Source organism: Streptomyces huasconensis, from assembly GCF_021028635.1.
GTDB classification, from domain to species: domain Bacteria; phylum Actinomycetota; class Actinomycetes; order Streptomycetales; family Streptomycetaceae; genus Streptomyces; species Streptomyces huasconensis.
Genome location: NZ_CP086119.1, coordinates 2,969,387 through 2,995,845, shown reverse-complemented (window position 1 = coordinate 2,995,845; position 26,459 = coordinate 2,969,387). Strand labels below are relative to the sequence as shown.

26 protein-coding genes, 1 tRNA gene and 1 pseudogene are annotated in these 26,459 nt (G+C 71.8%); 18 read left to right on the top strand and 10 right to left on the bottom strand.

Going from position 1 to position 26,459, the window contains the following annotated elements:
- The first annotated feature begins 102 nt into the window (after positions 1-102).
- From J2N69_RS13540 to J2N69_RS13510, 7 genes are all read left to right on the top strand, one after another.
- The gene (locus tag J2N69_RS13540) at positions 103-1,299 is read left to right on the top strand and encodes an MFS transporter (protein ID WP_230900972.1); all 1,197 of its coding nucleotides are present in this window, start codon (positions 103-105) and stop codon (positions 1,297-1,299) included.
- A gap of 164 nt (positions 1,300-1,463) precedes the next feature.
- Positions 1,464-1,769, top strand: a complete 306-nt coding sequence (locus J2N69_RS13535) for a DUF3039 domain-containing protein (protein ID WP_055550135.1) — start codon at positions 1,464-1,466, stop codon at positions 1,767-1,769.
- A 112-nt stretch (positions 1,770-1,881) separates the two neighbouring features.
- Complete coding sequence (locus J2N69_RS13530; RefSeq protein WP_230900971.1) at positions 1,882-3,558, top strand: beta-N-acetylhexosaminidase; 1,677 nt, start codon at positions 1,882-1,884, stop codon at positions 3,556-3,558.
- 279 nt (positions 3,559-3,837) lie between these two features.
- Complete coding sequence (locus tag J2N69_RS13525; protein ID WP_230900970.1) at positions 3,838-4,743, top strand: FAD binding domain-containing protein; 906 nt, start codon at positions 3,838-3,840, stop codon at positions 4,741-4,743.
- Positions 4,740-6,665, top strand: a complete 1,926-nt coding sequence (locus tag J2N69_RS13520) for a (2Fe-2S)-binding protein (protein WP_230900969.1) — start codon at positions 4,740-4,742, stop codon at positions 6,663-6,665. Before J2N69_RS13525 ends, J2N69_RS13520 begins: the two co-directional genes overlap by 4 nt.
- Positions 6,662-8,950, top strand: a complete 2,289-nt coding sequence (locus J2N69_RS13515) for a xanthine dehydrogenase family protein molybdopterin-binding subunit (RefSeq protein WP_230900968.1) — start codon at positions 6,662-6,664, stop codon at positions 8,948-8,950. The genes J2N69_RS13520 and J2N69_RS13515 overlap by 4 nt, the downstream gene beginning before the upstream one ends.
- 44 nt (positions 8,951-8,994) lie before the next feature.
- Complete coding sequence (locus tag J2N69_RS13510) at positions 8,995-9,492, top strand: AAA family ATPase (protein ID WP_230904715.1); 498 nt, start codon at positions 8,995-8,997, stop codon at positions 9,490-9,492.
- A gap of 4 nt (positions 9,493-9,496) precedes the next feature.
- Here J2N69_RS13510 and J2N69_RS13505 read toward each other — a convergent pair whose 3' ends face one another.
- The 3 genes from J2N69_RS13505 to J2N69_RS13495 all read right to left on the bottom strand — a co-directional run bounded on the left by J2N69_RS13505 (position 9,497) and on the right by J2N69_RS13495 (position 10,359).
- The gene (locus tag J2N69_RS13505; protein ID WP_230900967.1) at positions 9,497-9,901 is read right to left on the bottom strand and encodes a hypothetical protein; all 405 of its coding nucleotides are present in this window, start codon (positions 9,899-9,901) and stop codon (positions 9,497-9,499) included.
- Positions 9,902-9,989: 88 nt separating this feature from the next.
- A tRNA-Cys gene (locus tag J2N69_RS13500) sits at positions 9,990-10,061 on the bottom strand.
- 118 nt (positions 10,062-10,179) lie between these two features.
- Positions 10,180-10,359 carry a hypothetical protein gene (locus J2N69_RS13495; protein WP_230900966.1) on the bottom strand — a complete coding sequence of 60 codons (180 nt, stop codon included), beginning with the start codon at positions 10,357-10,359 and terminating at the stop codon, positions 10,180-10,182.
- 160 nt (positions 10,360-10,519) lie between these two features.
- Between J2N69_RS13495 and J2N69_RS13490 the strand changes: the two genes are divergently transcribed.
- The 3 genes from J2N69_RS13490 (at position 10,520) to J2N69_RS13480 (ending at position 12,579) form a co-directional block, all read left to right on the top strand.
- Positions 10,520-10,876 carry a beta/gamma crystallin domain-containing protein gene (locus tag J2N69_RS13490; protein ID WP_055569966.1) on the top strand — a complete coding sequence of 119 codons (357 nt, stop codon included), beginning with the start codon at positions 10,520-10,522 and terminating at the stop codon, positions 10,874-10,876.
- A gap of 270 nt (positions 10,877-11,146) precedes the next feature.
- Positions 11,147-11,872: a class I SAM-dependent methyltransferase gene (locus tag J2N69_RS36650; RefSeq protein ID WP_408056723.1), complete on the top strand. Its 726-nt coding sequence runs from the start codon at positions 11,147-11,149 to the stop codon at positions 11,870-11,872.
- Positions 11,873-12,081: 209 nt separating this feature from the next.
- On the top strand, positions 12,082-12,579 hold the full coding sequence (locus J2N69_RS13480) for a DinB family protein (protein ID WP_230900964.1): 498 nt from the start codon (positions 12,082-12,084) through the stop codon (positions 12,577-12,579).
- Between the two features lie 10 nt (positions 12,580-12,589).
- On the opposite strand, the gene J2N69_RS13475 is transcribed toward J2N69_RS13480, so the two are convergent.
- Positions 12,590-12,979: a MerR family transcriptional regulator gene (locus J2N69_RS13475; RefSeq protein WP_230900963.1), complete on the bottom strand. Its 390-nt coding sequence runs from the start codon at positions 12,977-12,979 to the stop codon at positions 12,590-12,592.
- A gap of 49 nt (positions 12,980-13,028) precedes the next feature.
- On the opposite strand from J2N69_RS13475, the gene J2N69_RS13470 reads away from it, so the two are divergent.
- The gene (locus J2N69_RS13470) at positions 13,029-13,913 is read left to right on the top strand and encodes an NAD(P)-dependent oxidoreductase (RefSeq protein WP_230900962.1); all 885 of its coding nucleotides are present in this window, start codon (positions 13,029-13,031) and stop codon (positions 13,911-13,913) included.
- A gap of 100 nt (positions 13,914-14,013) precedes the next feature.
- The gene (locus J2N69_RS13465; RefSeq protein WP_230900961.1) at positions 14,014-14,685 is read left to right on the top strand and encodes an MBL fold metallo-hydrolase; all 672 of its coding nucleotides are present in this window, start codon (positions 14,014-14,016) and stop codon (positions 14,683-14,685) included.
- On the opposite strand, the gene J2N69_RS13460 is transcribed toward J2N69_RS13465, so the two are convergent.
- Positions 14,674-15,120, bottom strand: a complete 447-nt coding sequence (locus tag J2N69_RS13460) for an ATP-binding protein (RefSeq protein WP_230900960.1) — start codon at positions 15,118-15,120, stop codon at positions 14,674-14,676. The genes J2N69_RS13465 and J2N69_RS13460 overlap by 12 nt on opposite strands.
- A gap of 156 nt (positions 15,121-15,276) precedes the next feature.
- Between J2N69_RS13460 and J2N69_RS13455 the strand changes: the two genes are divergently transcribed.
- From J2N69_RS13455 to J2N69_RS13430, 6 genes and pseudogenes are all read left to right on the top strand, one after another.
- Positions 15,277-16,131, top strand: a complete 855-nt coding sequence (locus J2N69_RS13455; RefSeq protein WP_230900959.1) for a helix-turn-helix domain-containing protein — start codon at positions 15,277-15,279, stop codon at positions 16,129-16,131.
- Positions 16,128-16,472 carry a DUF397 domain-containing protein gene (locus J2N69_RS13450; protein WP_230900958.1) on the top strand — a complete coding sequence of 115 codons (345 nt, stop codon included), beginning with the start codon at positions 16,128-16,130 and terminating at the stop codon, positions 16,470-16,472. The genes J2N69_RS13455 and J2N69_RS13450 overlap by 4 nt, the downstream gene beginning before the upstream one ends.
- Positions 16,473-16,526: 54 nt before the next feature.
- A pseudogene (locus J2N69_RS13445) lies at positions 16,527-17,970 on the top strand (MFS transporter).
- Between the two features lie 134 nt (positions 17,971-18,104).
- The gene (locus J2N69_RS13440; RefSeq protein ID WP_205035511.1) at positions 18,105-19,904 is read left to right on the top strand and encodes a DEAD/DEAH box helicase; all 1,800 of its coding nucleotides are present in this window, start codon (positions 18,105-18,107) and stop codon (positions 19,902-19,904) included.
- Between the two features lie 329 nt (positions 19,905-20,233).
- On the top strand, positions 20,234-20,875 hold the full coding sequence (locus J2N69_RS13435) for an IclR family transcriptional regulator (protein ID WP_055702359.1): 642 nt from the start codon (positions 20,234-20,236) through the stop codon (positions 20,873-20,875).
- 175 nt (positions 20,876-21,050) lie between these two features.
- Complete coding sequence (locus tag J2N69_RS13430) at positions 21,051-21,860, top strand: S16 family serine protease (RefSeq protein WP_230900957.1); 810 nt, start codon at positions 21,051-21,053, stop codon at positions 21,858-21,860.
- 148 nt (positions 21,861-22,008) lie between these two features.
- On the opposite strand, the gene J2N69_RS13420 is transcribed toward J2N69_RS13430, so the two are convergent.
- The 5 genes from J2N69_RS13420 to J2N69_RS13400 form a co-directional block, all read right to left on the bottom strand.
- A complete protein-coding gene (locus J2N69_RS13420) occupies positions 22,009-22,608 on the bottom strand; it encodes an ArsR/SmtB family transcription factor (protein WP_230900956.1) in 600 nt (199 codons plus the stop codon).
- Between the two features lie 106 nt (positions 22,609-22,714).
- Entirely contained in the window at positions 22,715-23,683 is a 969-nt protein-coding gene (locus tag J2N69_RS13415; protein ID WP_230900955.1) for a glycine betaine ABC transporter substrate-binding protein, read from the bottom strand.
- Positions 23,680-24,534 (bottom strand): ABC transporter permease, encoded by an 855-nt coding sequence (locus tag J2N69_RS13410; RefSeq protein WP_127910763.1) that lies wholly within the window; start codon positions 24,532-24,534, stop codon positions 23,680-23,682. Before J2N69_RS13410 ends, J2N69_RS13415 begins: the two co-directional genes overlap by 4 nt.
- The gene (locus tag J2N69_RS13405) at positions 24,531-25,805 is read right to left on the bottom strand and encodes a betaine/proline/choline family ABC transporter ATP-binding protein (RefSeq protein WP_230900954.1); all 1,275 of its coding nucleotides are present in this window, start codon (positions 25,803-25,805) and stop codon (positions 24,531-24,533) included. The genes J2N69_RS13410 and J2N69_RS13405 overlap by 4 nt, the downstream gene beginning before the upstream one ends.
- Positions 25,798-26,445: an ABC transporter permease gene (locus tag J2N69_RS13400; RefSeq protein ID WP_230904714.1), complete on the bottom strand. Its 648-nt coding sequence runs from the start codon at positions 26,443-26,445 to the stop codon at positions 25,798-25,800. The genes J2N69_RS13405 and J2N69_RS13400 overlap by 8 nt, the downstream gene beginning before the upstream one ends.
- Positions 26,446-26,459: the final 14 nt, after the last annotated feature.

Sequence of the window (26,459 nt, the reverse complement as noted above, 5' to 3'; positions counted from 1 at the left end):
AGCATAAATGCGCGTCGTCCGGCATTTCCCCCGGGATGCGGAGGCTGCCTACGTTTCCCTCGCCCGGCAGGACCGACGAGGAGGACGAGGGAGTTGAGCGGCGTGCGCAAAGTGTGGTTGCTGATGGTGGGGGCCTTCGCCCTGGGGCTCGACGCCTATGTGATGGCGGGGCTGCTGCCGGTCGTCGCGGGGGACCTGGGGACGACCGTCTCGCTCGCGGGGCAGATGGTCACCGTCTTCACCCTCGCGTACGCGGTGAGCGCGCCGCTCGTCGCCGGGCTGCTGTCCGGCATGCGGCCCCGCGTGCTGCTCCTCGTCGCGCTCACCGTCTTCACCCTTGGCAACGGCCTCACCGCGCTGGCACCCGGCCTCGGCGCGCTGCTCGCGGCGCGTGCGGTGGCGGGGGCCGGGGCCGGGGTCTACTCCGCGCTCTCCACGGCCGCCGCCGCCTCGCTGGCGGGACCGGAGAGGCGCGGGCGGGCGCTCGCGCTGGTGATGGGCGGGATGAGTTCGGGCACGGTCCTCGGCGTCCCGCTGGGCGTGCTGCTCGCCGGCCACACGTCGTGGCGGGCCACGATGTGGCTGGTGACGGGGCTCGGCGCGGTCGCGCTCGTGGGCCTCGCGGTGGGGCTGCCGGAGGTGCCCGCCGAGCCGCCGGTGCCGGTGCGGGCCCGGCTCGGGGCGCTCGCCGACCGGAAGGTGCTGCCCGTCGTGGGCCTCTCCTTCCTGGGGGCGGTGGCGAGCCTCGGCCTCTACACCTACCTCGCGCCCGTCCTCCACTCCTCCGGTGGTGTGGGCGAGGGCCAGGTGGCGCCGTACCTGTGGGCGTGGGGGATCGGCGGGGTGCTCGGCAGTGTGCTCGCCGGGCCGCTGGTGGACCGCACCGGCCGGGTCACGCTCCTGGTGACGGTGATCGTCGCCACCCTCGTCGTCGCGATGGGCGCCCTGCCGCTGCTCGGCGCCGCCGCCTTCCCCGCGCTCGTCGTCTGGGGCGCGGCGGGGTGGGCGTTCCAGGTGCCGCAGCAGCATCGGTTGCTCGCCCTGCGCGCCGAGCGCGGCACGGTGGCTCTCGCGTTGAACAACTCCGCGCTCTACCTGGGCAGTGCGGTGGGCTCCGCCTTGGCGGGGCTCGCTCTTTCGGTGGGTCTCGCTGCCCGTGCGTTGCCTTGGGCGGCGGCGGGGGTGGCTTTGGTGGGGCTCGTCCTGCACGTGTCCGCTGCGCGGGGCCGGGCGGGTGGGGGCGGTTCCTGTGGCGTGCGGGTCGGTGGGGGCTTGGCGCGCAGTTCCCCGCGCCCCTGAGGGGGGGGCTGTGGTGCGGGCTCGTTTTTTGTCTGCGGGGCGGTGGGGGCTCAGCGCGCAGTCCCCGCGTCCCTTCAGGGGCGCGGGGAACTGCGCGAGCAACCCCCACCGGGCCGCACGATGCGAACGACGGGACGCCGCGCGCGTGAGTACCCTTGGCCCTTATGAGCACTCTTGAGCCCGAGCCCGAGCGCGGGGCAGGTACGGGGACCCTCGTAGAGCCGACGCCGCAGGTGTCGCACGGTGACGGCGACCACGAGCGCTACGCGCACTACGTCCAGAAGGACAAGATCATGGCGAGCGCGCTCGACGGCACGCCCGTCGTCGCGCTCTGCGGCAAGGTGTGGGTCCCCGGCCGCGACCCGAAGAAGTACCCCGTCTGTCCCATGTGCAAGGAGATCTACGAGTCCATGGGCGCCGGCGGCGACAAGGACAAGGGCGGCAAGGACGGCAAGGGCGGCAAGAAGTAGCCCCCCCCTTTCCAGTTCCCTTCGTCCGCCGTGTGACCCTTCGCTTCAGGGGCGTTGCGTGTACCGCAACGCCCCTTTTGCGTGGCGCGATCGCGTGACAGCCTTACCCGGCATGACCCTTGAGCAGCTCATCCCGGCGCCCGCACACGCCGAGGCCGTGCCCGGTTCCTCCTTCACCGCCGGTCCCGCCACCACCCTGTGGGCGGGCCCCGGCACCGAGTCCACCGAACGCTGGCTGCGCGCCACCCTCGGCGCCGCGCTCGGGCTCCCGCTCACCCCCGGCGCCGACGGCGCGGGCGACTCCGGTTCTCATGGTTCTTCCGGTTCTTTCGGGATCTTCCTGCTCATCGACGCCTCCCTGGAGCCGGAGGCGTACCGGCTCACCGTCGACGAGGTCCGCGTCGAGATCCGCGGCGGCGCGGCCCCCGGCGTCTTCTGGGGCGCCCAGACCTTCCGCCAGCTCTTCGGCCCCGACGCCTTCCGGCGCGCGCACCTGCGGCCGGGCACCCCGTACTCGCTCCCCGCGTGCGTCATCGAGGACGCGCCCCGCTTCGGCTGGCGCGGCATGATGCTCGACGTGGCCCGGCACTTCATGCCGAAGGACGGCGTGCTCCGCTACCTCGACCTGCTCGCCGCCCACAAGCTCAACGTCTTCCACTTCCACCTCACCGACGACCAGGGCTGGCGCGTGGAGATCAAGCGCCACCCGAGGCTCACCGAGGCCGGTTCCTGGCGGGCCCGCTCCAAGTGGGGCCACCGCAACTCCCCGCTGTGGGAGGAGCGTCCGCACGGCGGCTTCTACACGCAGGACGACATCCGCGAGATCGTCGCGTACGCCGCCTCCCTGCACATCACCGTCGTCCCCGAGATCGACGTTCCGGGCCACTCGCAGGCCGCCATCAGCGCCTACCCGCACCTCGGCAACACCGACGTCGTCGACACGCGGGCGCTCACCGTCTGGGACACCTGGGGCGTCAGCAAGAACGTCCTCGCGCCCACCGAAGACGTACTCCGTTTCTACGAAGGTGTCTTCGAGGAGATCCTCGACCTCTTCCCGTCCACCTTCGTCCACGTCGGCGGCGACGAGTGCCCCAAGGACCAGTGGAAGGCCTCGGCCGCCGCGCAGGCCCGGATCAAGGAGCTGGGGGTCGACGGCGAGGACGGGCTCCAGAGCTGGTTCATCCGGCACTTCGACACCTGGCTCACCGCCCGCGGGCGGCGGCTCATCGGCTGGGACGAGATCCTGGAGGGCGGCCTCGCCGAAGGCGCCGCCGTCTCCTCCTGGCGCGGCTACCGGGGCGGCATCGCCGCCGCCAAGGCGGGCCACGACGTCGTCATGTGCCCCGAGCAGCACGTCTACTTGGACCACCGGCAGGACGGCGGCCCCGACGAGCCGATGCCCATCGGATTCGTCCGCACGCTCGAAGACGTCTACCGGTTCGAACCCGTCCCCGCGGAGCTGACGGAGGAGGAGGCCGCCCACGTACTCGGCACGCAGGCCAACGTCTGGACCGAGGTGATGGAGAACCAGGACCGCGTCGACTACCAGGTGTTCCCGCGCCTGGCCGCCTTCTGCGAGGTGGCCTGGCGCAGGCTCCCCGCCCCGGCCGAGCGGGACTTCGCCGGCTTCGAGCGGCGCATGACGGCCCATTACGCGCGCCTCGACGCCCTCGGCGTCGACTACCGCCCCCCGGGCGGCCCGCTGCCCCGGCAGCGGCGACCGGCCCCCGAAGGGCTGACGAACGCCGACCTCGGCCGCCCGATCGAGGGGCCGCCCCCGAACGTGTGAGGGCCCGTCCGGGTGCGTGAAACCGGTGGTCCGCGCTCCGGTCGCGGGCCGCCGTAAGCAGTGCGAAAACGGCATATCCCCCTGGTCCGGGGACGAATGCCTCCTAGCGGACCCCCGCGTCGGGCCCCTGCGAAGATGTGCCAGAGTTGCCACGTCCGGGTTGGGAGCACGTACCGTACGGCGGAACAGGCGTAACGGCGACACGTCGCGGACGGCGAGCACTTCACGTACGCGTCGTAGGTGAAGTACGCGGCCGGGCATCGGGAAGGGGCAGCCGGTTTGACCACGCACGCACCGCAGGCGGCACAGACACCGCGGTCGGTGAAGCTGCCCGCCACGCTCGACGAGGCCGTGGCGGCGCTCACCGCCATGCCCGCGGCCGTGCCCGTCGCCGGCGGCACGGACCTGATGACCTCGGTCAACTCGGGACAGCTGCGCCCCGCCGCCCTCGTCGGCCTCGGCCGCATCAGCGAGATCCGCGGCTGGCAGTACCAGGACGGCCACGCCCTGCTCGGCGCCGGGCTCACCCACGCCCGCATGGGCCGCCCCGACTTCGCCGCGCTGATCCCCGCCCTGGCCGCCGCCGCGCGTGCCGCCGGACCGCCCCAGATCCGCAACGCGGGCACCCTCGGCGGCAACATCGCCTCGGCCGCGCCGACCGGCGACGCGCTGCCCGTCCTCGCCGCCCTCGAAGCCGTCCTGATCATCGCGGGACCCGGTGGCGCCCGCCGCGAGATCCCCGTGTCGCACCTGCTCGCGGGCGTGGAGATGCTCCGCCCCGGCGAGCTGATCGGCTTCGTGCGCGTGCCGTTGCTGCACGCCCCCCAGGTCTTCCTCAAGGCGACCGGGCGCACCGGCCCCGGCCGGGCCACCGCGTCCGTGGCGCTGGTCCTCGACCCCGCCCGGCGCGGTGTGCGCTGCGCGGTCGGCGCCATCGCCCCCATGCCGCTGCGGCCCCTGGAGGCCGAGCAGTGGGTGGCCTCCCTCATCGACTGGGACGGCGAGCGCGGCAGCCTCGTCCCGGAGGCGGTCACCGCCTTCGGCGAGTACGTCGCCGCCGCCTGCATCCCCGACCAGCCCCCGGCGGCCGACGGCACCGAACAGCCGCTGACGCCCGCCGTACTGCACCTGCGGCGCACCGTCGCCGCGCTGGCCCGACGAGCACTGGGGAGGGCGCTGTCGTGAGCGACGACCAGAACACCCACAACGGCGGCGGCTGGCAGCCGCATCCGCAGGGCGAGTACGACTCGGACGCCACGGCGTTCGTGCAGCTCCCCGAGGGCATGCTCGACACCCCGCTCGCCGCGCCGGGCCACGGCTATGTGCCGCCGCAGATAACGGTCACCCCGACCACGTCCGACGCCACCGACCCGGCCGCGACCGGCGCGTGGGTCCTGCCGCCCGAGGTGACGGGCGTGACGGGCGGCGGTCCGACGGTGAGCTGGCCCGACGCGGGCACGGCCCAGCAGCCCCACGCCCCTCAGCAGGAGCAGCAGCACCACGGCTACGACCCCCGGGCGACCGGTCAGTGGAGCTTCACCGACGGCGAGGCGGCGGAGCGGCAGGCGTACGGACAGGGGTACGAGCAGCAGGGCCAGGGGTACGAGCAGCAGGGTTACGACCCCGGCTACGGAGAGCAGTACGGGCAGGGCGTCGCCGCGCCCTCCTCCGACGTCACCGGGCAGTGGTCGATCCCGGTCGCCGGCGGTGATCTGCCGGACGAGTCGGGCGAGTACACGGCGTCCGCGCTCGGCGGCGACCTGGCCTACCCGGCGCGTACGCAGTCGAACGCCTGGGCAGGGAGCACCCTTCCGCCCGCGACCCTGCCCGGCGGCGCGCCCGCGCCGTGGGTGACGGGCGCGGGCGTCGGCGCGCCCTGGGGCACGCCGCCCCAGGAGGCCGCGCAGCAGCTCCAGGAAGCCGCGCAGCAGCTGTATGAGGCCGCGCACCAGGTTCAGGAGGCTCCGGAGCACGCGGAGGCCCCGCAGCCGGAGCCGGGCGAGAGCCGGTTCGAGCGGACGACGCTGCTGCGGGCGGTCAGCGTGCCGCCCCCGGGGCAGTCGGGGGCCGAGGCGGCGCGGGCCGCGGAGGCGGCGCAGGCCGCGGAGGCGGCGCAGGCCGTCGAAGCCGCCCGGGACGCCGTCGAGACCGCTCAGGAGGCCGCCGAAGCCGCGGAGATCGCGGACGTCCTGGAGTCCTCGGAGCCGACGGAGGAGTTCGAGGCGGCCGGGGAGGCCGTCGAGGAGGAGGCCGGGCAGGAGGCGCAGCAGGGCGACGCGCCCGAGGCCGCCGCGGAACCCGAGCCGGAAGAGGCGGCCGCCGAGGTCGTCGAGGTCGAGGAGACCACCGAGCCGGGCGACACGGACGACGCGGCACCGGAGACGGCAGAGGCGGCAGCAGAGACGGCGACGGAGACCGCAGAGGCATCGGCAGAGGCAACCGCCGACCCGGCTGAGGCGCCCGAGGCCGAAGACGCCCCCGTCATCGCCCCCAACCCGCACCACGACGACCACCCCCTCGGCTCCTACGTCCTGCGCGTCAACGGCACCGACCGCCCCGTCACCGACGCCTGGATCGGCGAGTCCCTGCTCTACGTCCTGCGGGAGCGGCTCGGCCTCGCGGGCGCCAAGGACGGCTGCTCGCAGGGCGAGTGCGGGGCCTGCAACGTCCAGGTGGACGGCCGCCTCGTCGCCTCCTGCCTGGTGCCCGCCGCCACCACCGCGGGCAGCGAGATCCGCACCGTCGAGGGCCTGGCCGCCGACGGGCGGCCCTCCGACGTCCAGCGCGCGCTCGCCGCGTGCGGCGCGGTGCAGTGCGGCTTCTGCGTGCCGGGCATGGCGATGACCGTGCACGACCTCCTGGAGGGCAACCCCGCCCCCAGCGAGCTGGAGACCCGCCGCGCGCTCTGCGGCAACCTCTGCCGCTGCTCCGGTTACCGGGGCGTGCTCGACGCCGTGCGCGAGGTCGTCGCCGAGCGGCAGGCGTCCGCCGCCGAAACGGCCGCCGCGCAGGACGAGCGGGCCGACGAGGCCCGCATCCCGCACCAGGCACCCCCGGGCGCGGGCGGCGTCCACCAGACCCCGTACGAGGACGGAGGCCAGGCGTGAGCGACGAGACCACCACCGTGACCGCGCCCGGCGCCGAGGTGCCGCCGCACGGCATCGGCGCGTCCCTGCCGCCGGCGGAGTGCCGCGCCAAGACGGAGGGCACCTTCCCCTACGCCTCCGACCTGTGGGCCGAGGGCCTGCTGTGGGCGGCGGTGCTGCGCTCCCCGTACGCGCACGCCCGCATCGTCTCCATCGACACCAGCCACGCCCTGGAGATGCAGGGCGTGCACGCCGTCATCACCCACGAGGACGTGCCCGGTGACGCGCTGCACGGCCGCCGGACGCCGGACCGGCCGGTCTTCGCCTCCGACGTCGTACGCCATCACGGCGAGCCCATCGCCGCCGTGGCCGCCGACCACCCCGACACGGCGCGCATGGCCGCCGCCGCCGTCATCGTCGAGTACGAGGTACTTGAACCGGTCACCGACCCGGAGAAGGCCTTCGAGGCCGAACCGCTGCACCCCGACGGCAACTTGATCCGCCACATCCCGCTGCGGCACGGCGACCCGGAGGCGGTGGGCGAGCTCGTCGTCGAGGGGCTGTACCGCATCGGCCGCCAGGACCCGGCGCCGATCGGCGCGGAGGCGGGGCTCGCGGTGCCGCGCCCCGACGGGGGAGTGGAGCTGTACGCCGCCTCCACCGACCCGCACGCCGACCGCGACCGGGCCGCCGCCTGCTACGGCCTGCCCGCCGAGCAGGTCAAGGTCGTCGTCACGGGCGTCCCGGGCGCCACCGCCGACCGTGAGGACGCGAGCTTCCAACTCCCGCTCGGTCTGCTGGCGTTGCGGACCGGCTGCCCCGTCAAGCTCACCGCCACCCGCGAGGAGTCCTTCCTCGGCCACGCCCACCGCCACCCCACCCTGCTGCGCTACCGCCACCACGCGGACGCCGAGGGCCGCCTGGTGAAGGTGGAGGCACAGATCCTGCTGGACGCGGGCGCGTACGCGGACACGTCGGCGGAGGCCCTGGCCGCGGCCGTCTCCTTCGCCTGCGGCCCCTACGTCGTGCCGAACGCCTTCATCGAGGGCTGGGCGGTCCGTACGAACAACCCGCCGTCCGGGCACGTCCGGGGCGAGGGCGCCATGCAGGTGTGCGCCGCGTACGAGGCGCAGATGGACAAGATCGCCAAGAAGCTGGGCGTCGACCCGGCCGAACTGCGGTTGCGCAACGCCATGGCGACCGGCGACATCATGCCCACGGGCCAGACGGTGACGTGCCCGGCTCCGGTGGCCGAACTCCTCGCCGCCGTACGGGACTTCCCCCTCCCCGAGCTGCCCAAGGACACCCCCGAGGACGAATGGCTGCTGCCCGGCGGCCCCGAGGGCGCGGGCGAACCGGCCGCCGTGCGGCGCGGCGTCGGCTACGGCCTCGGCATGGTCCAGCTGCTCGGCGCGGAAGGCGCGGACGAGGTCTCCACCGCCACGGTGAAGGTCCACGACGGCGTCGCGACGGTGATCTGCGCGGCCGTCGAGACCGGCCAGGGCTTCACGACGCTGGCCCGCCAGATCGTCCAGGAGACGCTGGGCATCGAGGACGTGCGCGTGGCCCCCGTCGACACCGACCAGCCCCCGGCGGGCCCGAGCTGCCGCGGCCGCCACACCTGGGTGTCGGGCGGCGCGGTGGAGCGCGCGGCGAAGATGGTCCGCACGCAGCTGCTCCAGCCGCTGGCCCACACGTTCGGCATGTCCACCGAGCTGCTCCAGATCACCGACGGCAAGATCACCTCGTACGACGGCGTGCTCTCCACGACGGTCACCGAGGCGCTGGACGGCAAGGAACTGTGGGCCACGGCCCAGTGCCGCCCCCATCCGACCGAACCGCTGGACGAGGCCGGGCAGGGCGACGCCTTCGTGGGCATGGCGTTCTGCGCGATCCGCGCGGTGGTCGACGTGGACATCGAGATCGGTTCCGTACGGGTGGTCGAGCTGGCCGTCGCGCAGGACGTGGGCCGCATCCTCAACCCGGCCCAGCTGCGGACCCGTATCGAGGCGGGCGTCACGCAGGGCGTGGGCGCGGCGCTCACGGAGAACCTCCGCACCCCGCGCGGCCTGGTCCGCCACCCCGACCTCACCGGGTACGCCCTGCCCACCGCCCTGGACACCCCCGACATCCGCATCGTGAAGCTGGTGGAGGAACGGGACGTCGTCGCCCCCTTCGGCGCGAAGGCGGCCAGCGCGGTCCCGGTGGTCACCTCCCCGGCGGCGATCGCCTCGGCGGTGCGCGCGGCGACGGGCCGCCCGGTCAACCGCCTCCCGATCCGCCCGCAGGCGGCGGTGGCGCAGTGACGGCCCCCGCCGTCCCGCACGGCGTCGTCGTCATCACGGGCATCATGGCGTCCGGGAAGTCCACGGTGGCGCAGGCGCTGGCCGAGCGGCTGCCGAAGGCCGCGCACGTACGGGGCGACGTCTACCGCCGCATGATCGTCTCGGGCGGCGTGGAGTACGAGCCCGGTGCCGGGGGAGAGGCGGAGGCCCAACTCGCCCTTCGATACGGCCTGTCGGCGTCCACGGCGGACGCGTACGCGCGCGCCGGTTTCACGGCCGTCGTCCAGGACGTCATCCTGGGCGAGCAGTTGCGGACATACGTGGACCTCGTCCGCACGCGCCCCCTGTACGTGGTCGTCCTCGCCCCGCGCCCCGACGTGGTCTCCGCCCGCGAGGCCGGCCGCGGCAAGACGGGCTACGGCGCGTGGACGGTCCAGGACCTGGACACGGGCCTGCGCGAGACGACCCCGCGGCTCGGCCTCTGGCTGGACAGCTCGGAGCTGTCGGTGGAGGAGACGGTGGACGCGGTCCTGGGGCGGCTGGACGAGGCGCGGGTGGCCTGAGGCGTCACTTCCCCTTCGGGAAGGCGGTACGCAGCGGGGTGCTCCGGGTGAGGTACGCGACGCGGAGCACCGGCAGCATGCAGGCGGTCTGCGTCACGGCGTACCAGGGCGGGCAGACGCCCGGGATCAGGTCGACGCCGATGATCGCGACCGGCATGATCACGGCGAGGGTGCGCAGGCGGCCGAAGGCCCGCGGGGAGCCCTGGGCGGCGGAGACGGCCAGCCGGTGGAGCAGTACGGCGACCACGGGCAGCAGCACCGCCCGGACCCACATGAACGTGTTCACCGGGAGGCCGCTGACCGCCACCACGACGACCGCCCCGAGGGCGGCGACGCTGAGGATGCCGTAGACCGTGACGCTGCTCTTGGTGGTGCCGAAGTCTTTGTGGGCGGGGTGCGTGGTGTCCATGCCCTTGACGCTATGAAGCGTGGGGCCGGGGCGGTACGGGCCTGGGCCCACGGGTGGGGTGGGCCCAGGCCCACTTCCCGCACGGGAGAGGCCGTGGCGGGAATCGAACCCGCGTAACTGGATTTGCAGTCCAGCCCCTCAGCCACTCGGGCACACGGCCAAGTCGGTGACCTGACTCCTTGAACGTAGTTGGGGCCCGGCGAGGGCTCAAGGGAATGGCTGGGCGTGCAATGCGACTGCCATGTGCCGTTCATGACTTACGGCTCACGGCTCACGGCTCAGGCGTACCGGGGCAGGTCGTCCGTGGGGATGTCCAGTCCGCGATGGGGGCCCTCCGGTGTGGCGTGGATGTCGGTCATGAGCGCGCCCGTGCGGGGCTGGGGCCTGTTGTACGAGAGGGTGCGGGTGATGATCCGGCCGGACGGCGTGTGTTCCTTGATCCGGGCCAGGTAGCCCAAATGGCGTTGATCAGGACATTGGACGACTTGTTTCGGCCGTGCGCCATTTGAAAGATTGCCATGTACAGGAGTCCTGGACGATCGTCTTTGTGGAAGCGCAGAACGTCTCCCGGAAATGGTCGTCAAATGGCCACGTACGGGCCCGAATAAGGGAGTACTTGTGCTGTCGAAAACCAAGCGGGTCGCCCGCTCCGCAACCGTGGCGATCGCTGCGGCCGCCGCGTTCACCGTGGTGATGCCCACGGGTAACGCCTTCGCCATCGACCACGTCGAATGCCGGGGTGGCGAGAACTTCTTAAAGATCTGGTCGCACAGTGGTGACGGCCGCTCAAGCGTGGACTGCTACGCCAACAAGGGCCGCACCGGCTTCGGCAACTGGTGGGTCGACCGCATCTCCACGGGCAACAACGACCTGATCTACTACGACGCCAATGGTGACTCCGTGCGCATCAACCGGTGGACCGACATCACCTTCCCGCACCGTCCGCCGAAGGTGAAGGACATCGAAATCCTCTGACGAATCGAATGCTCCGGTAAAGAGGACTCAAAACTGGAGCCATCGACTCGCCAAACCGATGTTCAGCTGATGGTCATCTCCGCACCATGGCCATTCAGATTGTGCCGGCCACGCCTTTTCAGGCGTGGCCGGTTTCGTCCGCCATGACGTCCGTCTCGGCCAAGACTCACGTGGGAGGGCGTCTCCTGCGGAGCAGTTCCGTCACGAACCGCTCCACCAGATCAGTCATGCACGGCTCAGCGAGCGACACACCGTCAGAAACGACGTCTGATGCCCCCGGGGGCCGTCAGTCGTCCGTGTGAACCGGGCATACGGAGTGCATGCCGCTGGCCTGTGCCGACCACGGCACGATCGTGGTTTCCCGCAACTTACCGATCAGCAGCTCCCAGCACATTGTCTTCCCTTCCTGTCGATGCCCTTCTCGCTCGCAAGTCGCTCGCGCTGCTGAACACCTCACCGGGGAATGTCGTCCTGGACGCCGCCTGCGGACGCGGCCACACCACAGCATGTCTGGCCGAAAAAGCCTGCCACGCACTGGGCGCCGACATCCAGCCCCAGCAGATCGAGCGGGCCCGCGAACGCTTCGGCCACCGGCCCCATGTCTCCTTCGCGGTCGCCGACCTGACCCGCCTTCGCGAGAAGGCCGCAGGAGTGGACCTCACCCCGGGATGCATCGACCGCGTCCACTGCCTGGAAGCCGCCTTCCACTTCGGACCGGCCGGCCGGCGTGCTTTCCTCGCCGGAAACCACCGAGTACTGCGCCCCGGTGGCCGTCTCGTACTGGTGGACTTCACCTGGCCCGACACGGCACCGTGGACGCTCGCCGAATTGGATTCTCACAGGCTGGTGCGTGAGACGTGGAAGTTCGAGGACTTCGCGACCCCGAAGACCTGCGTTGCTGATGCCACTACTGCCGGGTTCAACGTCCGCGCCCTCCGGCGCCGGACGACGCGCACTGTCGCTACGGTGGCCCGGCCTCGCAGAACTCGCTCATGAAGACTGGCAGGACCTCATTACCGTTATCCGCGCCCATCAGACGTTGGGGCGCGTCGCCGGCTACCACGCCCGGGTCTGCGACAAACCGGCCCAATGAACTGGGCCGGGGTGCAAATCCGCCGCCACTCTCAAGTAGGCCTGACGTTGGCCTAGTTGGCTCGTAGCGTGCTTCCTGACAGCGGAGCAGTACGTACGGGAAGGCGGAGACCATGAACGATTTGCTGGACGCGTTGGCCGGGCACCGGGAGATGCTGCGGTACACCACCCGCGACCTCACCGACGAGCAGGCCGGGCAGCGGCCCACGGTGAGCGAGCTGTGCCTGGGCGGGCTGATCAAGCACGTCACCTCGGTCGAGAGGAGGTGGGGCGCCTTCATCCTGGAGGGCCCCTCGGCGCTGGTCGGCGTGAGCGACATGACCGAGGCCGACTGGGCGCGGCGGGCGGATGAGTTCCGCATGCTGCCCGGTGAGACGCTTGCGGGCGTCCTGGACGCCTACGCCGAAGCCGCCCGCCGCACCGACGAAGTCGTCGCCGGGCTGCCCTCTCTAGACGTGACCCACCCGCTGCCGGAGGCCCCCTGGACCAAGCCCGGCACACGCTGGTCGGCCCGGCGCACGCTGCTGCACATCATCGGCGAGACGGCGCAGCATGCGGGCCACGCCGACATCATCCGGGAGGCGCTGGACGGCGCGCGCAGCATGGGCTGACCGGAGGGGCCTACGCGGTGCCGTCGAAGGGCGGGTAGTTCTCGCCGCCCACGCGCTCGGCGGCGTCGATGTAGTCGGCGAGCGCCTCGCGGGACCGGGCGAGCGTGGCCATCTGGTCGTCCAGCCGCCGCAGCCGCGACCGCATCGACGCCAGCAGTTCGGGGCACCCCGGCAGCTCCGGTGCCTCCCCGAGCGCGCACGGCAGTACGTAGGCGATGTCCTCGGAGGAGAGTCCGGCGCCGAGCAGGTGCCGGATCTGCTTCACCCGCAGCACGGCGTTCTCGTCGTACTCGCGGTAGCCGTTCGCGCCGCGGCCCGCCTCCAGCAGGCCTTGGGCCTCGTAATAGCGCAGTTGGTGGGCGTTGACGCCCGCCCGGCGACTCAGTTCCCCGATCAGCATCGCGACCTCGCTTGACCTTCACATCGGTATGAACGTTGAAGATCCTGTCATGAGCAACCGAAGCGAAACACCCGTGACCGTCGTCGGGCTCGGACTGATGGGCCAGGCGCTCGCCGCCGCGTTCCTGAGGGCCGGGCACCCCACCACCGTTTGGAACCGCACGGCGTCCAAGGCCGACCAACTCGTGTGCAAGGGCGCTCGGTTGGCGCCGAGCGTCGCCGACGCGCTCAAGGCCGGCCCCCTGACCATCCTCTGCCTCACCGATTACACCGCCGTACGCGAACTCCTCGGCGCGAGCGACATCGAGCTGGACGGCACGACGCTGGTCAACCTGACCTCGGGCGACTCGGCCCAGGCCAGGGAGACCGCCGCGTGGGCCGAACAGCACGGCGCCCGCTATCTCGACGGCGCCATCATGGCCATCCCGCCGGTCATCGGTACCGCCGACGCCGTCATCCTGCACAGCGGACCGCAGGCCGACTTCGAGGCGCACGAGCCGGTACTCGAAGCACTCGGCACCGTCACCTACCTCGGCACCGACCCCGGCCTCGCCTCGCTGTACGACGTGGCCGGCCTGACCATGATGTGGAGCGTCCTGAACGCCTGGCTCCAGGGCACCGCCCTGCTCAGGACGGCCGGCGTGGACGCCGCGACGTACGCGCCGTTCGCACGCCTGATGGCCGCCGGTGTCGCCGACTGGCTGCCCGGTTACGCCGAGCAGATCGACAAGGGTTCCTTCCCGGCCGAGGTCGCGGCCTTGGAGACCGACGCGCGGTCCATGGCCCACCTGATCGAGGAGAGCGAGGCGGCGGGCGTCAACGCCGAACTCCCCCGGCTGTTCAAGGCCATGGCGGACCGCGCCATCGCCGCGGGGCACGGAAGCGAGCAGTACCCCGTACTGATCGAGGAGTTCGCGAAACCGAGCACCGACTGACCGGCGGCCTGCCCTTCCGCCGACGCACGCACCTCCCGTCCGCTGTGCCGTCAGCGAACGAAGCTGTCGCCGCGAGGGCGGCCCCGTGCAGGCTGCGGCCATGGACGTGATCGACATACTGCCGAGTCTGCGCATGCTCCGCTTCCCGGTGGGAGCGGCCTACCTGTGGCGGGACGACGACGGGCTGACCCTGATCGACACCGGGACGGTGGACTGCGCCGCCCTGATCGATGGAGTGCTGGACGGCAGACTGCGGCGGATCGTGCTGACGCACTGGCACGAGGACCACGCGGGCTCGGCCGCCGAACTCGCCGCCCGGCACGGCGCGGAGGTGGTGGCGCACCGGCTGGAGGCGCCGGTGATCCGGGGCGAGGCGGCAGGCGTACCGCCGGTACTGGAGGAGTTCGAGAAGCCGATCCGGGCATCCATTCCGCCTCTGCCGCCGGCCCCGCCGTGCCGGGTGGACCGGGAGGTGGAGGACGGCGACGTGCTGGAGTTCGGCGGCGGGGCGGTGGTGGTCGCGGTACCCGGACACACGGACGGCTCGATCGCTCTTCACCTGCCCGGACCGAGGGCGCTGTTCACCGGCGACGCGGTCGCCAACGTCGGTCAGACCATGCTGGGTGTCTTCAATACCGACCGCGCCCGGGCCATCGCGTCGCTGCGGCGGCTCGCCGAGCTGGACGTCGACACGGCGGTCTTCGGACACGGTGACCCGATCTCGGACGGTACGGCGACCGCCGCCTTGCGGGCGGCGGCCTCAGCGGTGTGACGAAGAGGGTGGGGAGACCAGCTCAGCCCAGACCGTCTTGCAGGGCACGGGGCCGTCCACCGTGCCCCAGCGGTCCGCCAAAGCCTCCACCAGGAGGAGGCCCCGGCCCGCCTCCGCCTCCGGCAGCGGCGGCCGGACGGTACTCGGCGGGTGCCGGTCCGCCCTCGCGTCCGTCACCTCGATACGGAGCGTATCCGTCCCGGTGACCATCAGCGCGAGGCGAAAGCTCCTGCCGGGCACATGGCCGTGCAGCGCGGCGTTGTTCGCCAGCTCGGCGACGACGTGCTCCGCGGTCTCGTACGGGCGGCCCCAGCTGCGCAGTTGCTCCCGCGCGAGCAGCCGGGCCAGGCGGGCGCCCCTTCGCGTGGCGGAGAGCAGGACCGTGAACTGGTGTGTGGGGGCGGGGCTCTGCACCCCGGCGGTCTCTTGGTTCACGTCACTCAGAGTGGCCGTGCGAGTGCGCCGTGAACAGTGCTGCGGGCCGTGCGTATCGCGTTTGTCCCACGCTTGTCCCGCGTTGTCTCGGCTGTCTTGGGTGACGTACGGGTACGAGTGCGCGTTGGACCTGGACGGACGTCGGAGGTGGGCGCGGTGGCAGAACGCAACGACGGTGTGGACGAACCCGGTTGGGACGTCGACCCCGAGGACGAGATCAGCGCGGCGGTCGAAATGGTCGGCCACCATCTGAAGCTGCGGAGGGAGGCGATGGGGCTCCGGGTGGCCGAGTTCGCCGACGCGGTCGGCTACGGGGAGGACATGGTCCGGAAGATCGAGCGCGGGGTCCGGATTCCTCGGCCGGAGTATCTGGACATGGCGGATGAGCTGTTGCGGGCGGGCGGTCTGGTCGCCGCCATGAAGGAGAAGATGAAGGAGGCCAGGTATCCGAAGAAGGCGCGGGACCTGGCGAAGCTGGAGGGCCGGGCGGTCGAGATCGGGCTTTACAGCAACCACAACATCCACGGGTTGCTCCAGACAGAGGAGCACATGCGGGCGCTGTTCGAGATGCGGCAACCGTCGTACTCACAGGATCAAGTGGAGCGGGATGTGGCTGCACGTTTGGCTCGGCAAGCGATTTTCGAGCGCTCGCCCGCACCGGCCCTGAGCTTCGTGCAGGAAGAGGCGACGCTCCGACGCACCATCGGGGGCAGAATGGTGCTGCGGCGGCAACTCGAACACCTGGCGGCGGTGGCCCAGTTGAGGCACGTGACCTTCCAAGTGATGCCGCTCGACTGCGAGAATCACGCGGGAATGGGCGGTTTGATCGAGGTGCTGAAGTTTCGCGACGGTACGGCCGTGGGGCGCTCCGAAGGGGCATTCAACAGCCGTCCGGTCTCAGACCCGAAGCAGCTCAGAATCCTTGAGCTGCGCTATGGAATGATCCGGGCTCAGGCTCTCACGCCACGGGAGTCGCTGGCCTTCATCGAGGAACTGCTGGGAGAGACATGATCCGCAAGGCTTCTGCCGGGGACGCCTCTGGACTGGAGTGGTTCAAGAGTAGCTACAGCAGCAGCAACGAGTCCGGTGACTGCGTCGAAGTCGCCCTGGACTGGCGAAAGAGCAGCTACAGCAGCAGTAGTAACGGCGAGGACTGCGTAGAGGTCGCCCAGGGCTGGCACAAAAGCAGCCACAGCAGCAGTGGTGACGGCAACGACTGCGTCGAAGTCGCCGCCCCCACCCCCCACACCATCCACATCCGCGACTCCAAGACCCCCACCGCCCCCCACCTCACCGTCACCCCCGCCACCTGGTCCCGCTTCCTCGCGGACGTACGACCAACGGCCCACTGAACCCCCGCCTCCGGACAGGGGTAAAACACGCCCACGCCTCTTACCCTGAGGCGCATGACCGAGACTGGCGTCGCCGCCGAGACCACCGCCCCGCCCCGCCCGGAGGGCCCCGGTGTCCTCGGCAGGCCCTACCGCGCCCTCAGCATCGGCATCGTTTCCGTCGTGCTGCTGATCGCCTTCGAGGCGACCGCCGTCGGGACCGCGATGCCGGTCGCCGCGCGGGAGCTGGACGGGGTCGCGCTGTACGCCTTCGCGTTCTCGGGGTACTTCACGACCAGCCTCTTCGGCATGGTGTTCAGCGGGCAGTGGGCCGACCGGCGGGGGCCGCTCGGCCCGCTGGCGGGCGGCATCTCGCTCTTCGCGGCGGGGCTGCTGCTCAGCGGCACCGCGAGCGTGATGTGGCTGTTCATCGCGGGGCGCGCCGTGCAGGGGCTCGGCGGCGGGCTCGTCATCGTCGCGCTGTACGTGGTCGTCAGCCGGGCGTATCCCGAACACCTCCGCCCCGCCATCATGGCGGCCTTCGCGGCGAGCTGGGTCGTGCCGTCCGTCGTCGGGCCGCTGGTGTCCGGCACAGTCACCGAGCATCTCGGGTGGCGGTGGGTCTTCGTCGGCATCCCCGTCCTCGTCGTCGTGCCGCTTCGCCCTCGCGCTGCCCGCGATACGGCGGACCGCCGCCGGGCCCGTCGACGCGTCGGCGCCCGTCGCGCCCTTCGACCGGCGCCGCATCCGCCTCGCGCTCGGGATCTCGCTGGGCGCGGCGCTCCTTCAGTACGCGGGTCAGGACCTGCGGTGGTCCTCGCTGCTCCCGGCGGTGCTCGGCGCCGTCGTCCTCGTGCCCGCCGTCCTCGGACTGCTGCCGCGCGGCACCTACCGCGCCGCCCGCGGCCTGCCCTCCGTGGTGCTGCTGCGCGGGGTGGCGGCGGGGTCGTTCATCGCCGCCGAGTCCTTCGTGCCGCTGATGCTCGTCACGCAGCGGGGGCTGAGCCCGACCATGGCCGGGCTCTCGATCGCGGTGGGCGGGGCGACCTGGGCCTTCGGGTCGTACGTACAGTCGAGGCCCCGCATGGAGCCGCACCGGACGCGGCTCGTGGCGGCGGGGATGGTGCTCGTCGCGGCGTCCATAGCCGCCGCGCCCACCGTCCTCATCGAGGCCGTGCCGGTGTGGATCATCGCGGTCGCCTGGGGCTTCGGCTGCTTCGGCATGGGCCTGGTCATCGCCTCCACGAGCGTGCTGCTGCTCCAGCTGTCGGCGCCCGAGGACGCGGGGTCGAACTCGGCCGCGCTCCAGATCTCCGACGGGCTCTCGAACGTCCTGCTGCTCGCCGTGGGCGGCGCCGCGTTCGCCGCGCTCGGCGGAGGCACGGTGGGCGCGGGCCACGGCACGGACGGGGTCTCGGCGTCGCATCCGGGTGCCTTCGCGGCCGTCTTCCTGCCGATGGCCGCCGTCGCCCTGGTGGGAGCCTGGATCGGCACCCGGCTGACGGAACGCAGGCCCTGAGCCCTCATGGACCCCTCGTGTGACACCCGTCGCACCCGCCCCGGCAGCCGCCCCGAACCCGGCGGTACGGCAACAGCTCACCGGTAGGGTGGCCCGGTTGTCGTACGTACCCGAGCCGTAAAAACCCGGAGACCGTGACTACCACCAGCGCCGCCGCCAACTCCTCCCACCACCTCTCCCCGGCCTTCCCCGGCCGCGCCCCCTGGGGCACCGCCAACAAGCTGCGCGCCTGGCAGCAGGGGGCGATGGAGAAGTACATCCAGGAGCAGCCGCGAGACTTCCTGGCCGTCGCCACCCCCGGCGCCGGCAAGACGACGTTCGCGCTCACGCTCGCGTCGTGGCTGCTGCACCACCATGTCGTGCAGCAGGTCACCGTGGTCGCGCCCACCGAGCACCTGAAGAAGCAGTGGGCCGAGGCGGCGGCCCGGATCGGCATCAAGCTGGACCCCGAGTACAGCGCTGGCCCGCTCAGCAAGGAGTACCACGGCGTCGCCGTGACGTACGCGGGTGTCGGCGTCCGCCCGATGCTGCACCGCAACCGCTCCGAGCAGCGCAAGACCCTCGTGATCCTCGACGAGATCCACCACGCCGGTGACTCGAAGTCGTGGGGCGAGGCGTGCCTCGAAGCGTTCGAGCCCGCGACCCGGCGCCTCGCGCTCACCGGTACGCCCTTCCGGTCCGACACCAACCCGATCCCCTTCGTCACGTACGAGGAGGGCAACGACGGCATCCGGCGCTCCTCCGCCGACTACACCTACGGCTACGGCAGCGCGCTCGGCGACGGCGTCGTGCGGCCGGTGATCTTCCTGTCGTACTCGGGCAACATGCGGTGGCGCACGAAGGCGGGCGACGAGATCGCGGCGCGGCTCGGCGAGCCGATGACCAAGGACGCCGTCTCGCAGGCCTGGCGGACCGCGCTCGACCCGCGCGGCGAGTGGATGCCGAACGTCCTCAAGGCCGCCGACACGCGGCTCACCGAGGTCCGCAAGGCCATCCCGGACGCGGGCGGGCTCGTCATCGCCTCCGACCAGGACTCCGCGCGCGCCTACGCCAAGCTGATCCGCGAGATCACCGGGGCCAAGGCCACCCTCGTCCTCTCCGACGACGCCGGCGCCTCGCAGCGCATCGACGACTTCAGCGCGAGCACCGACCGGTGGATGGTCGCCGTCCGCATGGTGTCCGAGGGCGTCGACGTGCCGCGCCTGGCGGTCGGCGTGTACGCGACGACGATCTCGACGCCGCTGTTCTTCGCGCAGGCCGTCGGCCGTTTCGTGCGGTCCCGGCGGCGCGGCGAGACCGCGTCCGTGTTCCTGCCGACCGTCCCGGACCTGCTGACCTTCGCCAACGAGATGGAGGTCGAGCGCGACCACGCCCTCGACAAGCCGAAGAAGGAGGGCGAGGAGGACCCCTACGCCGAGTCCGAGAAGGAGATGGACGAGGCGAACAAGCAGGAGGACGAGGACACCGGCGAGCAGGAGCAGTTCTCCTTCGAGGCGCTGGAGTCCGAGGCCGTCTTCGACCGGGTGCTCTTCGACGGCGCCGAGTTCGGCATGCAGGCGCACCCGGGCAGCGAGGAGGAGCAGGACTACCTGGGCATCCCCGGTCTCCTCGAACCCGACCAGGTCCAGATGCTGCTCCAGAAGCGGCAGGCCCGGCAGATCGCGCACAGCCGCAAGAAGCCGGACGAGGAGGCCGACCTCCTCGAACTGCCGGCCGAGCGGCGGCCCGTGGTCTCCCACAAGGAACTCCTCGGGCTGCGGAAGCAGCTGAACACGATGGTCGGCGCGTACGTCCACCAGAGCGGGAAGCCGCACGGCGTGATCCACACCGAGCTGCGGCGCACCTGCGGCGGGCCGCCGAGCGCGGAGGCCACGGCGGGGCAGCTGCGGCAGCGCATCGCCAAGGTGCAGGAGTGGGCCACCCGCATGAAGTGACCCCGGCGTTCCCGCGAGGCACGGGAGGCGGGCGTTCCGAGTGGGGAGGGCCTGTGCGGATGTCGTACGCCTGTCCGGATCTGCGCGCCACGCGTAACGGGGCAGATGGGGGCGGTGCGGGCGCCCCCATGCCCGGATTCTGGACCGAGTCTTCCGCTCAGCGGGACGGGCTCGCTAGTGTCCCCGCACACGCACACGCCCCGTGGCAGCGCCGCCGCGGAGCGCAGCCGGTGTTCCGACCGGCGGCCTCTGACGCGCGTCGCCCACGGGACCGGCGGCGCAACCGCCGCGTGAGGAGGCCGCCGACCCTCACCAAAGGAGTGGGCGTCGTGACCGCGGAGACATCCCAGACGCTGGACCGAGGACTGCGCGTCCTCAAGCTGCTGGCCGACACCGACCATGGCCTCACGGTCACCGAGCTGTCCAACAAGCTCGGCGTGAACCGCACCGTGGTGTACCGCCTGCTCGCCACCCTCGAACAGCACGCCCTGGTGCGACGGGACCTGGGCGGCCGGGCCCGCGTCGGCCTCGGCGTGCTGCGCCTGGGCCGCCAGGTGCACCCGCTGGTGCGCGAGGCCGCGCTGCCCGCGCTGCGCTCGCTCGCCGAGGACATCGGGGCGACGGCCCACCTGACCCTGGTCGACGGCACGGAGGCCCTCGCGGTCGCCGTCGTCGAACCCACGTGGACCGACTACCACGTCGCGTACCGCACGGGCTTCCGGCACCCCCTGGACCGGGGCGCCGCGGGCCGCGCCATCCTGGCCGCCCGCCAGGGCCTGGTGACCGACCCCGGCTACGCGCTCACCCACGGCGAACTGGAGGCAGGGGCCAGCGGGGCCGCGGCGCCGCTGGTCGGCGTGACCGGGATAGAGGGCAGCGTGGGCGTGGTGATGCTCGCCGACTCCGTGCCGGAGCGGGTCGGGCCGCGGGTGGTGGACGCGGCCCGGGAGGTGGCCGACGCGCTGCGCTGAGGCCGCGGGGCGAGCGGAGTCTGTGGGCGCCCGGGAGATCGCCGGCTGCGCCGAGCTCGTCCTCAATCGCCGGACGGGCTTGATATGGGTCGCGCCGTCCTCGATTGCCGGATGGGCTTGATCATGCCGGGGCCGTGCTCGATGGGCCGCCCGCCCGTCACGTTAGATTGATCCCGTGGTCTTCTCCCTCCCTCGTTTCACGCGCCCCCAGGCCCTCGCCGTCTGCGCCCTGCCCGTGGCGACCCTGCTAGCCGTCGCGGCACTTGCGCCGCTGCCGTTCGCCGTGGCGCAGCCCGGTGGCACGGCGAACGTCCTGGGGGAGCACGAGGGCAAGCCGGTGCTCACGATCACCGGCGCGCCCACCCGCGAGACCAAGGGCGAGCTGCGCATGACGACCATCGTGGCCACCGGCCCGCAGATGGACGTACGGCTCGGCGACGTGATCGACGGCTGGTTCCGCACCGACCGCGCGGTGATGCCGAAGGACTCGGTCTACCCGACCGGCGACGACGTCAAGGAAGTCCAGAAGCACAACCTCGGCGACATGCGGAGGTCGCAGGACGACGCCACGAAGGCGGCGCTGTCGTACCTGAAGGCCAGCGGCTTCGACGGCACCGGGAAGGTGGACGTCAAGGCCGACCTCGGCAAGATCGGCGGTCCGAGCGCCGGGCTGTTCCTCTCGCTCGGCATCATCGACAAGCTGGACGGCGACGGCAGCGGCGGTGACCTCACGGGCGGCGGAAAGATCGCCGGCACCGGCACCATCACGGCCGGCGGCGAGGTCGGCCCCGTCGGCGGCGTCGCCCTGAAGACACAGGCCGCGCGGCGCGACGGCGCGACGGTGTTCCTGGTCCCGAAGGCCGAGTGCGCGGACGCTCAGGCGGAGCTGCCGAAGGGCCTGAAGCTGGTGCCGGTCACGACATTGAAGGGAACGGTCGACTCGCTGCGGGCCCTGCGGAAGGGCGCGCGGGTCCCGAGCTGCTGACCAGGCGCAGCCCCAGTTCGACCAGGGTCCAGCCGCACCGGTCGCGGAGCCGGGAGCGGGGGTTCCGTACGGGTGCGGAGCGCTGTAACTCCGTCGCGCGCGTGTGGTGCAGCATCAGGTGTACGTCGGGATGCATGCCGTGCCCCTCTCAGGTGCCGTCGGCCTTCGGCCGCGTCGGGAAGATGTGGGAGTGGACGCGCACCTTGGCCACGTCCGGTGTGTCCGCCTCGGGTGCCAACGCGCGGTAGCTCTCCACGAGTTCGTGGACCTTGTCGCCCAGCTCGGCGGCGAGCGCGGGCGTCAGGTCCAGGGTGAAGTCGCTGGTGTCCGCGGCCTCGTCCCATTCCCGTGACCACTCGTGCCGGGTGGCGATCCAGGTGGAGACCTCCTGGGCGCGCTGGGTCGCGTACTCGTGCAGGAGGGTGTTCAGTGCGCCGCGCACCTCAGGGTCCGGGTCGCGGATGAGGTGCTCGTCGGTCCGCGTGCCCTGGTGGGCCGAACGCCACCACCGCTCCCGCCCCTTGCCCCGCTCCGGGTCGTCCTCCACGAACCCGTACTCCGCGAGCCGGCGCAGGTGGTAACTGGTCGCCCCGCTCGACTCGCCTAGGCGCGCGGCGAGTTGGGACGCGGTCGCCGGGCCGTCGAGGCGCAGCGAGGAGAGCAGCCGCATGCGCAGCGGGTGCGCGAGGCCGCGCAGTGTGCGGGCGTCGAGGCGGTGGATGTTGCGGGGCGGCGACTGTTCCGTCATGCCGTCAGCGTAGCCATGCAAAGAGTTGGTTGCAACGGTTTCTTTGCAAGCAGTTCTTTGCAAGCAGTTCTTTGTAACTTCCGCGGCCCGGCTGCTCCCCGCCCGGCTACTCCTTGACGAAGCCCTCCGCGATCAGCCAGTCCTTCGCCACCTCGTGCGGGTCCTGGCCCTCCACGTCCACCTTCGCGTTGAGGTCCCGCGCCACCGTGTTGGTCAGCTTCTCCGTGATGGGCGCCAGGATCTCCGCCATCTGCGGGTACTTCTTCAGGGACTTGCTGTTGATCTCCGGGGCCGCGTTGTAGTTGGGGAAGAAGCGCTTGTCGTCCTCCATCACCGTGAGGTCCATCGCCTTGATGCGGCCGTCGGTGGTGAAGACCTCGCCGTACGCGCACGCCCCCTTGGCCGCCTGCGTGTAGATGATGCCGGTGTCCATCTTGGTGATGCTGCCGGCCGGGAGGCTCATCCCGTACTCCTTCTGCATGCCCGGCAGCCCGTCCTCGCGCGAGGCGAACTCGCTCTCCACGCAGAGCGTGACGGCCTGCGGGTCGGACTTGGCCAGCGCCGCCACGTCCGAGAGCGTCTTCGTTCTGTACTTCGCCGCGTTGCGCGCGTTCGTCGCCAGCGCGTACGTGTTGTTCAGCGCGGCCGGGGCGAGCCATGTGATGCCGTTCCTCCGGTCCGCGTCCCGCACCGCCTCCCACTGCTTTCGCGGGTCGTCGATCGGCTCCGTGTTGCCCTGGTAGGTGATCCAGGCGGTGCCCGTGTACTCGTACATGGCGTCCGCGTCACCGCTTCTGACGGCCTCGCGGGCGCCGATCGAGCCCTGGATGCCGGTGCGGTCCAGCACGTTCGCGCCCGCCGCCTCGAAGGCGATGCCCATCATCGCGCCGAGGATCAGCTGTTCGGTGAACTCCTTGGACGTGACGGTGAGATCGGCGCCCTTGAGGGGCAGGCCCCGGCCGACGGAGCCGGGCTTCACGTCGTCCACCATGGGGCTGCCGCTGGTCAGGCCGCAGCTCACCAGCAGGGCGCCGGCCAGCACCGCCAGGGCGGTCGTCCGTGTCGTCGGCCTCATGAGCCCGCCTCCAGCCCGCGCGGGCGCAGGAACAGTTCGGCCAGCGACGCCAGCCAGTCCACCAGCAGCGCCAGCACGATCGTCAGGATCGAGCCCAGCAGCAGGACCGGCATGCGCTGGTTGGTCATCCCCGTCGTGATCAGGTCGCCCAGGCCGCCGCCCCCGCCGAACGTGGCGAGCGTCGCCGTACCGACGTTCAGCACGAGCGCCGTCCGCACGCCCGCGAGGATCAGCGGGACCGCCAGGGGGAGTTCGACCTTGCCGAGGACGCCCAGCGGGGACATGCCGATGCCGCGCGCCGCTTCGAGCAGCGTCGGGTCGTTCGCCTTCAGGCCCGCGATGGTGTTGGACAGGACCGGCAGGACGGCGTAGACGATGATGCCGATCAGGGCCGCCTTCTCGCCGATGCCCAGCCAGATCACCAGCAGGGCCAGCAGGCCGATCGCCGGGGTCGCCTGGCCGATGTTGGCCAGCGCCATCGCGGCCGGGGCCGCCCTGCGCAGCTTCCCGCGGGTCAGCAGGATGCCGAGCGGGATGGCGATGATCAGCACGAAGAAGGTGGAGATCACGGTCAGCTGGATGTGCTGGCGGAGCCGGAGCCAGACGTTGCCGTCCGCCAGCGCGTTCCTGGAGATCGAGTCCAGGTCCGTCTGCTGGAACCACCCCCAGGTGAGCAGCAGGACCGCCACGAGGACGGCGGGCAGGAACGTGACCTTCTGCCACGTGACCCGGCGCGCCTGCCGCCCCGCGGCCGGGGGCGGCGGCGCCTCCTGCTCGCTCCCGCCCGCGTCACGGAAGGCGACGCCCTTGACCTCGTGCTCCCCCTCGGGGCGGTGGTCGTGCGGCCTCATGCCCGCGCCGCCCCGCCGAGACCCCCGGGGCCGGGACCCGCGCCCTCCTGCTCCTGGTGGGTCAACTGGGCGCGCTGCTCCTCCAGGTCGTGCTGGTGCTCGATGGCGTCGAGGCGGTCGGCCTCCAGCATCTCGTGGACGGAGTTCAGCAGCGTCTCCATGTCCACCACGCCCGTGTACTCGCCGCGCCGCCCGGTCACCGCGACCCGGCCCGCGTTGTCGGTGAGCACCGCTTCGAGCGCGTCGCGCAGCGTGGCGTCGCGGGTCACCGTGTCGTGGACGAGGGTGCCCGCGCGGGCCAGGGAGCCCCGGGCGCGCATCAGGTCGCCGCGGCGCAGCCACTTGTAGGGGCGGCCCCGCTTGTCGAGCAGGAGCAGTTCGTTGGTGGTGCCGCCGCGCAGCTTGTCGAAGATGTCCTGGAGCGGGTCGTCGACGGTCACCGTCGGCACGTCGGCGATCTCCACATCGCGTACGCGCGTCAGGTTCAGCCGCTTGAGCGCCGCGCCCGCGCCGACGAAACCGGAGACGAAGTCGTCCGCGGGGTTGGTGAGGATCGCCTCGGGCGTGTCGAACTGCGCGATGTGCGAGCGCTCGCGCAGCACGGCGATGCGGTCACCGAGCTTGATGGCCTCGTCGAAGTCGTGCGTGACGAAGACGATGGTCTTGTGCAGCTCGCTCTGGAGCCGGATCAGCTCGTCCTGGAGGTGGTCGCGGGTGATCGGGTCGACGGCACCGAACGGCTCGTCCATCAGCAGCACCGGCGGGTCGGCCGCCAACGCCCGTGCCACACCCACGCGTTGCTGCTGGCCGCCGGAGAGCTGTCGCGGGTAGCGGTCGTGGAACTCGCCGGGGTCGAGGCCGACCAGGTCGAGCATCTCCTCCACCCGGGAGCGGATGCGGGCCTTGCCCCAGCCGATCATCTTCGGTACGAGGGCGATGTTCTGGGCGACTGTCATGTGCGGGAAGAGCCCGGAGGACTGGATGGCGTATCCGACCTTGCGGCGCAGCTTCACCGGGTCGATGTCGGTGACGTCCTCGCCGTTGATGCGGATGCGGCCGCCGGTCGGCTCGATCAGGCGGTTGATCATCTTCAGGGTCGTCGACTTGCCGCAGCCGGACGGCCCGACGAAGATCACCGTCTCGCCCGCCCCGATCTCCATGCTGACGCTGTCCACGGCCGGTTCGGGGCTGCCCGGGTAGCGCTTGGTGAGGTTCTCCAGCTCGATCGTCGCCCCGGAGGCGGCGGTACCGGGCGCGGTGGGCTCAGACACGGATACCCCTCGGGATGGTCAGCCGGCCGATCAGGACATAGGCGGCGTCGAAGAGCAGCGCCAGGACGACGATGCCCAGCGTGCCAGCGAGCACCTGGTTGAGCGCGTTCCTGCTGCCGAGCGAGCCGATGCCGCGGAAGATCACGTTGCCGAGGCCGGGCCCGGAGGCGTACGCGGCGATGGCGGCGATGCCCATCAGCATCTGGGTGGAGACCCGGATGCCGGTGAGGATCGGCGGCCAGGCGATCGGCAGCTCCACCCGGAAGAGCCGGGCGGCCCGGGACATCCCGATGCCCTTCGCCGCGTCGACGAGCGTGGGGTCCACACCCCGCAGGCCGACGATGGCGTTGCGCACGATGGGCAGCAGGCCGTACAGGGTCAGCGCCACGACGGTCGGGGCGACGCCGAGCCCGACGACCGGGATCAGCAGGCCGATCATGGCGAGCGAGGGAACGGTGAGCACGGTGGAGGTGACCGTCGTGGCGACGTTGCCCGCCCACCCGCTGCGGTAGGTGAGCACGCCGATCAGCACGCCCAGAACGGTGGCCACGACCATGCACTGGAAGACGGCCGAGGCGTGCTGGTACGCGTCCGTCAGCAGCTGTTCGTGCCGGGCGCCGAGGTAGTCCCAGAAATCCACCGACGTGCTCACCT